Below are 13,654 nucleotides of genomic sequence, written 5' to 3' on the forward strand. Positions count from 1 at the left end.
TCGAAGATAATGCCATTTATAAAATTTGAATCAATTTTGCACTGAAATCATGTAACTCAATATGGCGATTCCAGACAAAAAACCACAAAATGACCCATCCGGAAAAAAAATTCCCGGATTGTTGAGGTATTCAGGAATGGCCATGCAAATGCTTGGAACAATTCTTCTTTTCACTTATGCAGGTTATCGCCTGGATGAGTGGCAACATCATAAGATTCCGGTTTGGACGCTGATATTGTCATTGGTATCTATCGCAGCGTCTCTTTATTTATTAATCACCGGAATTTCCCGAACCGGCAAACAGTAATATACTTTTATCACATGTTCCGCAGCATCCTTGCAACCCTTATTTTAGGAATTGTACTATTCCTTGCTAGTTATATAGGACTTGATTCCTACCTGCATCCTTATATATGGTACATCCTGGCCTTCTTTCTCGGCGTCTCTTTTCTCATTCACCGACTGATGGAATTCGGTCTTCGAAACAAACGTGAAAAATTTGTAACCTTTTACATATCAACCATTGTAGCCAAGCTGATTTTCAGTCTTATTTTTATTGGGTTATTTTTATATAATGGGCTAAGTGATTCATTTCTATTTGTTATCAACTTTTTTGCACTCTATTTATTTTACACATGCTTTGAAATATATGGTTTGTATCGTAACTTGCGCCGCGATTGACAAAGCATAGTATTTCAAGCATTTATGTATAAGCATTTCAGACTGTTATTAACCACTGCCCTTGTATCGGCAACTTGCTTTTTTTCAGCTCCGGCAAACGCCGATGATCATGCACAACACGAGCCTAAAAAGGTAGTGGAAGGCATCAACGACGCAGAGCACAAAATTGAACATAATCTGGAAGAGTCAGAAAAAGAGTTCAATATCGGAGAGATGATTATGCACCACATTGCAGATTCTCATGAGTGGGAATTTACGCACGGCGTAGTATTGCCTCTTCCTGTCATTCTTTATTCTGACGACAGAGGTCTTGAAGTATTCTCTTCTGCCAATTTTCACAACGACCATCATGAATACAACGGGTATCACCTGGTACACGGAGATTCTGAACAAATCGTTCCGATTGATGAATCACGCGTGATCTACGATTTTTCAATCACCAAGAACGTGGCATCTATGCTGATCAGCGCGGTACTTCTTGTACTGATCTTCACGAGCGTTGCCAACTCGTACAAACGAGGAAAAGGAAAAGCTCCTAAGGGCTTCCAATCTGCTATGGAGGTCATCATCCTCTTCATCCGTGACGAGGTGGTAAAACCGAATGTAGGACCTAAGTATGAAAGATATTTGCCATACCTACTGACTTTGTTCTTCTTCATTCTGATCAACAACATCATGGGTCTGCTTCCCGGATCTGCCAACCTTACCGGTAATATTGCAGTGACGATGACACTTGCCATTCTGACATTCATCGTCGTACACCTTAGAGCGAACGGACACTACTATAAGCACCTTGTTAAGCCTGACGGTGTTCCAATTCCATTGTTGCTGATCATGATTCCGGTTGAGATTGTGGGTGTGTTCATGAAGCCATTCTCTTTGATGGTTCGTTTGTTCGCAAACATCACAGCTGGTCACATCATCCTTTTGAGCCTCTTTGGTCTGATCTTCATATTCCAAAGCTTTATGATTGCTCCGGTAATTTCCATTTTCGCCTTGTTCCTAAACTTCATTGAGATCATGGTTGCATTTATTCAGGCTTTCATTTTTACCCTGTTGTCGTCTATGTACATTGGCAGTGCTATACAGGAGCATAGCCATGCCGATCACGGACACTGATTTTGTATCTCTTTTTTATTAATTATATATTTTAAAACAAAACAATTATGTTGCTTCAAATCTTACTTCAGGCTGCAGAACAAGGTGGTGCAGGTCTAGCTGTTTTCGGTGCTGCTATCGGTGCTGGTCTTGCTGCTATCGGTGCTGGTCTTGGTATCGGTAAAATCGGTGGAAGCGCTGTTGAAGGTATCGCTCGTCAGCCAGAAGCTGCAGGTGCTATCCAAACTGCAATGCTTATCATCGCTGCTCTTATCGAAGCGGTTGCATTGTTCGCAGCGGTAATCTGTCTGCTTATTTCTTTCAAGCTTTAACAAAAGCTTTGCTCGAAGCGGTTGTCCGTTTTCAATTTCTGTTTGTACTAGACTGCAGAAAGGCACAAAAAACTTACCGTGGGAGCAATAGGCTTCCACGGATTTTAATAACAAAAGAGGTCAATAATTATTCTGGCAGCATTTGCCTTACATTTTACCACTAAAACTCATTTAATACTATGTCATTGCTTACTCCTAACCCAGGCCTAATTTTCTGGATGCTGGTGGTATTTTTGCTGGTTGTTTTCATCCTGGCAAAATTTGCATGGAAGCCAATTCTGAATAGTTTGAAAGAACGTGAAAACGAAATTCAGGGTGCCCTTGATCTTGCAGAAAGAACAAAGGCTGAAATGGTTCAGTTAAAGTCCGACAACGAAAAGTTGATTACTGAAGCGAATGCAGTAAGAGATCGCATTCTTCGTGATGCAAAAGCTGCATCAGACCGTACTATTCAGGAATCAAAAGATATAGCTGCTGTTGAAGCCCAGAAAATCATTACAAGTGCACGGGAGACAATCCGTCAGGAGCAGCAGGTTGCAGTTTCTAAAATCCGCAAGGAAGTGGCAACACTTTCACTTGAAATTGCTGAAAAAGTATTGCAACGTGAATTGAAAGACAAAGAAGCTCAGCAGTCACTGATCTCTGAACTGGCAGCATCTGCCCGCTTGAACTAATTTTTCTCATTGGAGACAGGTTTGGTCTCATTTAACAAAATTCAATTACTATGTCTGTTAGTATAGTTGCAGCCAGATATGCAAAATCGCTGATTGAACTTGCAAAGGAGAAAAATGTTTTGGAAGCAGTACATGAGGACATGAAACTCTTCAAAGATACAGCCGACAACAACCGCGGATTGATGCTTGCGCTGAAAAGCCCTGTAGTTCGCCATGAGAAAAAACTTGGCATTCTTAAATCACTTTTTGAAAGCCGTGTTAATGCAGTTTCTTTTGCAATATTCAATATAATCACCCGCAAAAATCGTGAATCGATTATGGATTCAATTGCGGAGGAATTTATCATCGCATATAACGAATCAAAAGGAATACAAAAGGCTACAGTGGTAACTCCTGTGCCACTTACTGACGAACTTCGTTCTCAGTTTAATAACATTGTTGCATCAGCAACTGGCAAAACAATCGAGCTTGAGGAAAAAGTAGATGAAAATCTGATTGGAGGTTATGTACTTCGCGTTAACGACCGTCAAATAGATGCATCTGTAAAAAGTAAGCTTAACAAGTTAAAGCTTGAACTAGCCGATTAATTTTTTTTATCTGCATAATGTGGAAAGACCCGGCTGCGATGCGGCCGGGTCTTCTTTTTTGCGTTATTATTTCCACAATTAAACTTTCATCGCTTTCACATTTTTGAAACTGGTTGCAATGGCATCAAATACGGGACGTTTGGACACATCCTGTTCTACAAAGAAATTGGTCAGACCAGCCAGTTTTCGCTGAGCAAATATCTTTTTAAAATCGATTGAACCTGTTCCAACTTCAGCAAACGATTGATCACCCTTATCCATGTCTTTTACATGCCACATAGGGAAACGTCCCGGATACTGTTTGAAAAGATCTACAGGATCAAGACCTGCTTTGACAATCCAATATAAGTCAAGCTCCAGCTTTACCAACGCAGGGTCAGTCTTTCCGGCAATGTAGTCATATGGTAATTCGCCGTCCAGTTGCTGGAATTCAAAATCATGATTATGATAGGCAAATTGTAATCCTGCCTTCTTTGCCACTTCCCCTGCTTTATTAAACAGATCTACATACTTCTTGTAATCATCAATCGATTTTCTTTCTCCTGGTGTTAAATATGCGCAGACTACATATTTGTGACCCAATTCAGCTGCATCATCCACCGCTTTCTCCCAACCGTTGGATAAGCTTCCCTGATAGTCCGAGTTCTGCACACCCGCACCATAATGACCACTTACAGGATTGAGTTTATATTTAGCCAACAAACCCTTGAGCTCTTTTGCTGTTTTACCAAAGAACTTCCCTTCACGGTATCCAAACAATTCAACTTCCTTATATCCGATAGATGCCACCTTTTGCAATGTTCCCTCAAGGTCTTTGCTGATCGCATCACGCAGTGTATACAGCTGTAAGCCTACATTAGAAGTCTTTTGAAACTCCAGATCCAATTTGGAAAACATTGGAGTCACCAGTGCAAACGCGCTGGCCTTGATAAACGATTTCCGGGAAATCTTTTCGTCAATATTCATTGTATATAAAATAAAAGTAATTAATAGATGTGTTTATTCTTTTACAGTTACTGCACCACTGGCATTTACTGTTTCGCGCAACTTGCCGGTAAGCTTCCAAAGATCCGAAAAATGGCCTTCAGCTATTACATTTTCACTGTTATCCTTATACAATACTAGGTCCTTATAGGAGTTTAGTTTTCTATGTGCTACAGGAACAAAAGGCAATCCTTTATCTTCGGCTCCTTCCCACCAGGGTAAGCCGGAATTGACCGCTATATAACGTCCATTAACCGAATATATATACAGCAATCCGAAATCCTTTGCAGTGTTGTTTAAATGAATGGGAAGATTGGAAGCATTTTTTGCTATAACCGAATTAGTTTCTTTTGTCCCAAAAAGAATCAGGTTTGCACTTGCAATATCTGATTTACGTAATTCCTTATCCGAAACTACTCTGGGGAAAAACATCATACGTCCCAGGAAAGGACCACGGTATTGCGCCCAGTCGGCCGCCTTTGTAGCTATAGCAATACGTCTTGCAAGCTCTTCTGCAGAAGGAGAATCCAATGTGCCATATACATATACATGGCGTGACGAGAATGCCTCGAGAATAGGACCTTCAGAGCCTTTTTTCTTAGTTAACTGTAACTTATTATCACCGGAAATCTTTTTCAAACTCCATTTACTATCCACTTTCTCTAAAGAAATGGTGCTGTCTGCTTTTGTATTTAAGACTACTCCATCAGCATCGATTTTAAAGTCTACACCAGGCTTAAAACGAGGATGGTCTTTCAAATTAAATGTTATAGCATGAAGGTTTTTACTTTTAAAGACCAAAGAATTTTCCTTGCCTAATTGCGCATCAATATCCGCCAGACTCCCCTGCTCTATTTTATCAAAGGTTATCCAAAACGCTTTATTGTATTTGTACTGCTTGCTTACAAACCGCACTTTGGCCGGATAAGGATCACGTACAGCAGGTCCAAACCATTCAAAAATAAACTGATTATCATAAGCATTTACCCAACTGTCGTGCTTGACATTCGCAAATTCCTTATAGAAAACTTCAACCCCCATGTCCTGTAAATCCGACACCCACTTACGCGTCCCGTCAACGGGCACAACAGGATCCACATCTCCATGAAAGAAATGAACAGGAAAATTAAGTGCATTCGGAGCCAAATCTTTTGTTCCTGTTGGTGGAGCCGGACAAACCGGCGCAATGGCAGCCCAGATGTCAGGTCGTGTTAATCCGATCCATAATGTACCTCCGCCACCCATTGAGAGGCCTGTCAGATAAATACGGTTTTCATCTATACTAAATCTTTTTTTGACGTCATCAAGCACATCATATACATCCTGTTCGGGTATTCCCTGGTATCCCGCAGTGCCTCTTGCTAATGGGGAAGCAACTATATAATCTACATCATCCCATAAAGGGAAGTACCGGCTAGCTTCCACATCAGTTTCATCTTCGCCGTTACTTTTACCAAAAACTCTTCTTAAAGCGAGCCGATGATTAGAGCCTGCCCCGTGCAGCATCATAACCAAAGGATATTTTTTAGAAGAATCGTAATTCTTGGGAAGATATAAGCCATAAGGCTGTTCTGTATCATCAGCATCTGAAAAGAATGTTAAGACCTGGGGCCCTGACGACAACTTTTGCGACATAGTCGGTTCAGGACACATCGCAAATAAAAATAGCAATGTTAAAATGTAACCTATTCTGAAATTTGTTTGCATTAGCTGAATCAAATATGATGTAGCTCTAAATTTAGGATAAATCCTCGATAGATACGGATATAGACTATATCAAATATTTAAATACATGGGCATAAAAAAACCCGGCGCGAACCGGGCCTTCATGGCTAACAAATAATTACTTCTTGATGACTCGTACAGCAATTCTCCGGTTCTTAGCTCTTCCCTCTTCCGTATCATTGCTTGCTACAGGATGGTCAGGACCATACCCTTCCGCATCCAGCCTTGGTGATGTTATACCTTCCGTCATGATTGCTTCTTTAACCGCGTCAGCTCTTTCTTTGGATAATTTCCTATTGATTTCCACTGAGCCTGTATTATCTGTGTATCCACCAATTTTCAGTAATACATCAGGATATGCTTTTAGTATGTCTGCAATATTTTTAGTTTGTTCAAGTGATTCGACGCTTAGTTTGTTACTTCCGGTCTCGAATGTAATACGGTCGAAATTGAACCAGTTCGTTTTATTTACAACCGCATTTTTGTCTTCAATAAAGGTGACTAATTTATTCTCAATGCCAAATTCCGGTATATTCAGCTCCACTCCGTTTGGAAGCTTTCGTTTAAAAAAACTACCTAAAACTTCCAAACCATCTTTAAACTTACCAGCTGTAGAGTCTGCAGCTTCCCCTATCGCAACTTTGGCAGATTTAAGAGTAACTCCAGTGTCGTGAACTGTAGATGTCACATCCTTCCTACAGGTTTTCAGAATCCAAAACAAACCCACTATTGCTAATAGGACGATCAGCCAAATCGGCCAGGAAGATTTCTTCTTTTCGTCATAATCAGGATGCGTTTCCTGGGAGCCTTTAAAGTCGCCTAAATCTTTCAAATTAAGAAGGTTGCTAAATTCTGATGGCAGGGTGGCTAATATGGCATTTTTCTGTCCCATTAAAAGTAATGTAAGCCCGGATACGCCATAACCAGATGATTTCACCACGCTACCAAGCACATTCATAAGTAAAGATGCAGCAATGCTGACTAATGAATTAGATGAAGATAGCTTCAAGCCGGCATCTACAGCCACTTTTCCAGATAGCTTAGGCAGTGTGTCATCTAAAAGATCCTGCAATAATTCCCTCCCGGTAGATAGCAATTTCTGAAACTTTTCAGGATTGTTTAAGATCTCTGGTAAGGATGTCAATGTCAGCAAACTACTCTCTTCATAATCTTTCACATACTTATATATTTCTTCTGCTCCATGCGTTATAGAAGCCTTTTGTACCAGTACACCTAATACGGATGGCAATATGATATGTAAGCCTCTGTGTACGGCAGTCGCGTCTTCATTGAGCTGACCCGCCAGTTTTTCTTCATTTGAAGCATTCAAATAGCTCTTGGCTATTTCAAGAATATTGGACATTGACATAAAATTCGTGCGTTTGATGTACAGTGAATACAATTGACAATTGGACGCTGGCCAATTTGGAAGTCACACAAATTTTTAAAAACACCCTATACAAAAAACAAGGCAGATCTTTTGACCTGCCTTGTTATATATACTGCTTCAGAAAAATTAATTAGCCAACTCTTCTTCTTTCTTTCTCACTTTAATGGTCAACTCCTCAGTGTTTTCCTCGTGATTTGCGACCAAAACATCACCTTCTCTTAAATCACCTTTTAGAATTTCTTCTGCTACCGGATCTTCAAGATATTTCTGGATGGCTCTGTTCAATGGACGTGCTCCATATTGCGGATCATACCCTTTTTCAGACAAAAAGTCTTTAGCTGCTACAGTAAGTTCAATCTCATATCCCAAACCTTTCACACGACTAAACAGCTTACCCAGTGATATATCGATGATCTGATGCAGATCTTCTCTTTGAAGAGAATTGAACACGATCACATCATCCAGACGGTTCAGGAACTCAGGTGAAAATGCTTTACGTAATGCACTCTGAATGGTTCCTTTCATGATATCATCCAGATTCTCCGTTTTAGCTTTCGTAGAGAAACCTATTCCAGCACCGAAATCTTTCAGGTCACGCGCTCCGATGTTCGAAGTCATGATAATGATTGTATTGCGGAAGTCAACTCTGCGTCCCAAACCATCTGTCAGAATACCATCATCCAAAACCTGAAGCAGGATATTGAATACATCGGGATGTGCTTTTTCGATCTCATCCAGCAATACTACACTGTACGGCTTTCTTCTGATCTTTTCAGTCAATTGCCCGCCTTCTTCATATCCTACATATCCCGGAGGTGCTCCAACCAAACGAGATACACTGAATTTCTCCATGTACTCACTCATGTCAATACGAACAAGAGAATCATCCTTATCAAAAAGATAAGTCGATAAAACTTTTGCAAGTTCTGTTTTACCTACACCAGTTGGCCCTAGGAAAATAAACGAGCCTATCGGTTTCTTAGGATCTTTCAATCCAACACGCGTACGCTGAATCGCTTTCACAAGCTTCTCGATAGGCGGATTCTGTCCAATCACCTTGGCTTTCAATTCATCAGCCATATGAAGCAATTTCTTGCCTTCATCCATTGATACATTGGTTACAGGAATACCCGTCATCATGGCTACTACCTCAGCAACATTATGTTCGGTTACTGTATAGCGCTTTTGTTTGGTTTCCTCCTCCCAAGCCTGTTTAGCACGTTCAAGCTGATCGATCAATTTTTTCTCACGATCTCTCAGTTGCGCAGCTTCTTCGTATTTCTGGCTTTTTACAACACGGTTTTTTTCCTGTTTGATATTTTCAATTTGCTCTTCAAGCTCCAGAATATCCTCAGGTACTGTGATGTTGCTGATATGCACACGAGCTCCCACTTCATCCAGCACATCAATCGCTTTGTCCGGAAGGAATCTGTCAGTAATATATCTCTCCGACAATTTTACTGCCGTGCTGATTGCTTCAGGTGTATAATTAACATGGTGATGTTCTTCATACTTATCCTTAATATTCTCAAGGATCTGAATTGTCTCTTCAATTGAAGTAGCATCCACCATCACCATCTGGAAGCGACGGGCTAATGCCCCATCTTTTTCAATATATTGACGATATTCATCCAGTGTTGTAGCACCGATACATTGTATCTCTCCGCGAGACAATGCCGGTTTGAACATATTGGAAGCATCAAGAGAACCTGAAGCACCACCGGCACCGACAATCGTATGAAGTTCATCAATGAAAAGGATCACATCCGGAGATTTTTCCAGTTCATTCATCACCGCCTTCATTCTTTCCTCAAACTGTCCGCGATACTTGGTTCCTGCAACAAGGGAAGCAAGATCCAATGTCACAACGCGTTTGCCAAAAAGTACACGTGATACCTTTTTCTGAACAATTCTAAGTGCAAGGCCTTCTGCGATGGCTGTTTTACCAACACCAGGTTCGCCAATCAGAATCGGGTTATTCTTTTTACGACGACTTAGTATCTGAGCTACGCGTTCGATTTCTTTCTCACGACCAACGATAGGATCCAATTTTCCAACTTCCGCCATTTTGGTTAAATCACGGCCAAAGTTGTCCAATACAGGAGTTCTTGACTTTTCCCCACCCTTGGCTTCTTTACCGGAAGCCTGGCCGCTACCTCCTCCACCGAACATGCCACCTCTTGCTTCGTCGTCTCCGTCTTCGGTTTCCGGCCCCATGTGAGGTCTCGAACCAGATGATTGATATTCCAGCATTTCTTTAATGACTTCATAATTAACGTTAAACTTATGTAGGATCTGAGTGCCTACATTATCTTCATCTCTCAGGATAGACAGTAATAAATGCTCAGTACCTATCAGAGGGCTTTTAAATATTTTAGCCTCCAGGTAAGTAATCTTAAGCACCTTTTCCGACTGTCGGGTTAAAGGGATGTTCTGGAGATTTTTTACATTATTGGTAGCAGCACCCTTGGTTGCCTGCTCAATGGTCTGTCGAACATCGTCCAGCGAAACCCCCAGCTTCTTCAGCAGCCCAATTGCCACTCCATCGCCCTCACGTATCATTCCTAATAATAAGTGTTCGGCACCAATGTAATCATGCCCCAGCCGTAACGCTTCTTCCCGGCTCAGAGAGATTACTTCTTTCACTCTATTCGAAAATTTTGCTTCCATTATGCAGCAATAAAAGTGTTTACTATTCTAAACGCTCTGTGAACCATCTTTGTTCAAAAGCTTTGACTCTTTAAGGATCTTAACAAAACACTTTTTGCTTCGGGCCCCATATTAAAAATCAGATCAACAATACTTAGGTTACCGACAAAATCATTCCCAAAGGTCTGATAATACGGTTCTGGCACATAATATTTAAAATTATCACCAGCCTTTTTACTATTAATTTGCGAAATCTCGTTCAAAACGTCAGTTTGACCATTTTTAGTACCTGACAAATTGTACGTCACCTTGTTCTTAATACTGACCAATCTAAGACAAATTGTCAATAAATCATAATTCAGATCAATCAGAAAATCGTATTTCTTGTGATATATACCTAAAAATTCAGGAGCATAATACTCATAGAACGGAGACTTTCCGTAAGCAGCCTGCAAGCATCCAAGGTGACGCCTCACCCAATCCTGACTGTAATCTATTCTTACATCCTTTGTTAAACCATGATTTTCTGTCCTGACGGGAACAGTGAGCGTGTCAACTTTATTAGCAGTTAAAACCTTACAACGGTTTCTGAACGTCTGCTTTTCATAACGCTCTTCTACATCAATCCAAACGCGATCATAATGAAGTATACAAGCAAAATATTCCAGGCAGGGCAGATACTGCAATTCAATGCGCGCCTCTCGTGAAGGCAGTTCATTTACAGGTAATTGTGGCACTATCAAATATGGGAAACGAGAGCGAGATTATCAAAAAAACGATAACAAATATTTTGTATATCTGTTAGTAGTCAACTCGGAATGGACGATAGACAAAAGAGCTTTAAAGAAAAACGGATGTATCGCCAAGACCCTCTCTGACAATTTCAAAATCATCACCGTCGGCCTTCACAATGGTTGAACCTATATTACCTCCATATCCTCCATCTATCACTATATCCACCTGATGCTGAAACTTTTCAAATATCAATTCAGGATCAGTAGAATACTCAATCACCTCATCGTCATCCTTGATTGAGGTTGTTACAATTGGATTTCCCAGTAATTTAACTATCGCTCTTGGAATATTGTGGTCAGGAATACGGATACCTACAGTCTTTTTATTTGTATTTAACAGTTTAGGTACACTGTTGTTGGCACTTAATATAAAAGTATAGGGTCCGGGCAATACTCTTTTCATCGTCTTAAATGCTACATTACCCACTCTTGCGTAATCCGCAATGTGGCTCAAATCGTAACAGATAAACGAAAAATCATTTTTCTGAGGTTTAATACCTTTAATCCGGGCTATCTTTTCAACAGCTCTCGTATTAAAAATATCACAACCTAAACCATAAACGGTATCAGTCGGGTAAATCACCAGACCTCCATCTTTAAGGCACTCAACCACCTGACGGATTCGTCTCTCATCAGGATTTTCCGGATATATTTTGATTAATTCTGCAGGCATGGTTGAAATTAGCTTTTTTAGTGAACAATATCAAAAGCCAAATCCTTCCTTGAAGAGATTAATTTACAGATATTGTTGATATAAAATCTATATAAAAAATTGACCGGAAAGTGTAATCTGCACATGAATACTATGATTTCGGTCTTCCAGCCCGGATTTTCGATATAGTTCAGTAATTTCCTAAATTTTAATGCCAGATCGAACTCCTGCGCATAAAGGCACTTTCTGATAAAGCTTCTGATCCTATTCGCCAGTAAATCAAATTCTTCCTGATCGCGGTTCAAATCATACGCTTTATTGCAGACCGTGTAACAACTATCCAATATACCACTCCCCTTTTCCAGGATCTGAAACCTGAGAGAATTCGGCACCTCTCTTTTGGAAGTCAATATTTTATCCAAATAAAAATATTTGTAGGTGGAGGCTGAACGAATCCAGAAATCAAAATCTTCAAAAGCCAGAGTTTCATCATAGCCTCCCAATTTTTGTAAAATACTGGTTCGCATCATCATCGTGGGCGTACAAATAAAGTATCTCTCCAAAACCTTCTTGTATACATCTCCACTCGGCACTGCTCTCATTGCTTTCCCTCCAGCATCTATCTGGAAATGATATTGCAGATGCTTTCCATCCACATCGATATACCTTGCATTCGTAAATACCACGGCATAATCCTCAGAACAAGTTTCAAATGCTGCTACCTGACTTGATATCCTGTCAGGAAAAAATACATCATCACCTGATAGGTCAATTACATATTTTCCTTTCGCCATAGAAAGTCCCTGATTAAATGCTTTACAAAGCCCTTTGTTAAAAACATTTCGGACAAGAATCAGATTGGTATGCCTCTCTTTGACTTCTTCTATCAAATGAAGCGTTTTATCAGTACTGGCGTTATCAATGACTATAAGCTCGATACATGGATAATCCTGAGCATACACTGAAGACAGGCATTCCCTTATAAATTTTTCATGGTTATAGGTTGTCAGAATAACACTTACGAGAGGATGTATTATCTCTTTCATCTTTTTGTGAGCCGCCGGTATGAAACGGTATTTTATACGATTGTTATAACCGCAAGTCACAAAAATCAGAAATAATACTACAAAATTGAAGACATACTTATTATTCGGTTCCGGCCTTTCGAAGTCGCTTACGAACACGGCGTTTAGCAGTGTCAATACTGGCATTCACTTCGAATCCCAGAACGATCACAAATGCCAGCAAGTAGTACCAGATCATCAATGCTATCAGTGTACCAATTGAACCGTACAGCTTATTATAAGAACTGAATTGTGAGAGATAAAAAGAAAATCCAAGCGTTGCTACCAAAATAAGTATTGACGCAATAACGGTACCAAAGTTGAACAACGTATACCGCTTACCCTGACTGGGTGCGAATCGGTAGATGAGCGATATGGCCAGCATAAGTGCTCCGAAAGTAATCAGGTAGCGTGTGACGTTAAATGTAAACACCATCCAGCTGTTCTGAAAAATATTCCATCCACTTAGGTAATTGATAACAGCATCTCCAACGATAAGCATCAGTATTGCAAACACTACTACAGCTATAAGTAGTAAGGTAAGTAGGATAGCTATACCTCGTTTCTTCAGAAAACCTCTGGTCTCTTGCTCCTCAAACACAACATCAAAAGAGTGCATCAGAGACATCATTCCGTTGGTGGAAGCGATCATCGTAAAAATAAAACCAAATGATAGCACACCTCGGCGGGGGCGGCTGAGGATGTCCATGATGGTCTGATCGGCATCCTGATAAATACCCCTAGGCATTACTTCCTGAAGCATAGACAAGATCTGTTTATCCAGATCATCAATGGGTATGTACGGGATAAGTGTAAAAAGGAAGATAACCGCTGGAAAAGAAGCAAGGGTCAGACTATAGGCTACGGCCGATGCCCTCTGGTCTATATCGAATTTTCTGTTGCTATGTACCAGGTTCAGCAAAATCTCATAAAGCGATATCGTACCGCGAAACAATGTGTTTTTTTGTGCCCAGAGAATCAGCTGCTTGATATGGCGGTTTCTCAACAGTTTTTCAAGCATATA

Annotated in this window: 13 protein-coding genes; 5 read left to right on the forward strand and 8 right to left on the reverse strand. The window is 40.4% G+C overall.

What is annotated here, in order from left to right:
- Nucleotides 1-61: 61 nt before the first annotated feature.
- The 5 genes from AC1XUE_RS07330 to atpH all read left to right on the forward strand — a co-directional run bounded on the left by AC1XUE_RS07330 (nucleotide 62) and on the right by atpH (nucleotide 3,372).
- Entirely contained in the window at nucleotides 62-307 is a 246-nt protein-coding gene (locus tag AC1XUE_RS07330) for an AtpZ/AtpI family protein (protein WP_483355288.1), read from the forward strand.
- Nucleotides 308-705: 398 nt separating this feature from the next.
- Entirely contained in the window at nucleotides 706-1,800 is a 1,095-nt protein-coding gene (atpB, locus tag AC1XUE_RS07335) for a F0F1 ATP synthase subunit A (RefSeq protein WP_483355289.1), read from the forward strand.
- Nucleotides 1,801-1,847: 47 nt separating this feature from the next.
- Nucleotides 1,848-2,111 carry an ATP synthase F0 subunit C gene (gene atpE / locus AC1XUE_RS07340; protein WP_019942415.1) on the forward strand — a complete coding sequence of 88 codons (264 nt, stop codon included), beginning with the start codon at nucleotides 1,848-1,850 and terminating at the stop codon, nucleotides 2,109-2,111.
- 179 nt (nucleotides 2,112-2,290) lie between these two features.
- On the forward strand, nucleotides 2,291-2,785 hold the full coding sequence (gene atpF / locus AC1XUE_RS07345; protein ID WP_483355290.1) for a F0F1 ATP synthase subunit B: 495 nt from the start codon (nucleotides 2,291-2,293) through the stop codon (nucleotides 2,783-2,785).
- A 50-nt stretch (nucleotides 2,786-2,835) separates the two neighbouring features.
- On the forward strand, nucleotides 2,836-3,372 hold the full coding sequence (gene atpH, locus AC1XUE_RS07350; RefSeq protein WP_483355291.1) for an ATP synthase F1 subunit delta: 537 nt from the start codon (nucleotides 2,836-2,838) through the stop codon (nucleotides 3,370-3,372).
- A gap of 78 nt (nucleotides 3,373-3,450) precedes the next feature.
- Here the strand turns inward: atpH and AC1XUE_RS07355 are convergent, their stop codons facing one another.
- The 8 genes from AC1XUE_RS07355 to AC1XUE_RS07390 form a co-directional block, all read right to left on the reverse strand.
- Nucleotides 3,451-4,338 (reverse strand): sugar phosphate isomerase/epimerase family protein, encoded by an 888-nt coding sequence (locus AC1XUE_RS07355; RefSeq protein WP_483355292.1) that lies wholly within the window; start codon nucleotides 4,336-4,338, stop codon nucleotides 3,451-3,453.
- 33 nt (nucleotides 4,339-4,371) lie between these two features.
- On the reverse strand, nucleotides 4,372-5,991 hold the full coding sequence (locus AC1XUE_RS07360; RefSeq protein ID WP_483355293.1) for a carboxylesterase family protein: 1,620 nt from the start codon (nucleotides 5,989-5,991) through the stop codon (nucleotides 4,372-4,374).
- A 208-nt stretch (nucleotides 5,992-6,199) separates the two neighbouring features.
- The gene (locus AC1XUE_RS07365) at nucleotides 6,200-7,450 is read right to left on the reverse strand and encodes an OmpA family protein (protein ID WP_483355294.1); all 1,251 of its coding nucleotides are present in this window, start codon (nucleotides 7,448-7,450) and stop codon (nucleotides 6,200-6,202) included.
- A gap of 147 nt (nucleotides 7,451-7,597) precedes the next feature.
- Nucleotides 7,598-10,141 (reverse strand): ATP-dependent Clp protease ATP-binding subunit, encoded by a 2,544-nt coding sequence (locus AC1XUE_RS07370; RefSeq protein ID WP_483355295.1) that lies wholly within the window; start codon nucleotides 10,139-10,141, stop codon nucleotides 7,598-7,600.
- A gap of 53 nt (nucleotides 10,142-10,194) precedes the next feature.
- Nucleotides 10,195-10,857 carry a WbqC family protein gene (locus AC1XUE_RS07375; protein ID WP_483355296.1) on the reverse strand — a complete coding sequence of 221 codons (663 nt, stop codon included), beginning with the start codon at nucleotides 10,855-10,857 and terminating at the stop codon, nucleotides 10,195-10,197.
- 103 nt (nucleotides 10,858-10,960) lie between these two features.
- The gene (locus AC1XUE_RS07380) at nucleotides 10,961-11,587 is read right to left on the reverse strand and encodes an L-threonylcarbamoyladenylate synthase (RefSeq protein ID WP_483355297.1); all 627 of its coding nucleotides are present in this window, start codon (nucleotides 11,585-11,587) and stop codon (nucleotides 10,961-10,963) included.
- 17 nt (nucleotides 11,588-11,604) lie between these two features.
- The gene (locus AC1XUE_RS07385; RefSeq protein WP_483355298.1) at nucleotides 11,605-12,612 is read right to left on the reverse strand and encodes a glycosyltransferase family 2 protein; all 1,008 of its coding nucleotides are present in this window, start codon (nucleotides 12,610-12,612) and stop codon (nucleotides 11,605-11,607) included.
- Between the two features lie 100 nt (nucleotides 12,613-12,712).
- On the reverse strand, nucleotides 12,713-13,651 hold the full coding sequence (locus tag AC1XUE_RS07390; RefSeq protein WP_483355299.1) for a YihY/virulence factor BrkB family protein: 939 nt from the start codon (nucleotides 13,649-13,651) through the stop codon (nucleotides 12,713-12,715).
- Nucleotides 13,652-13,654 lie beyond the last annotated feature (3 nt).

Source organism: Dyadobacter sp. HNCC25DJ187, assembly GCF_056895255.1.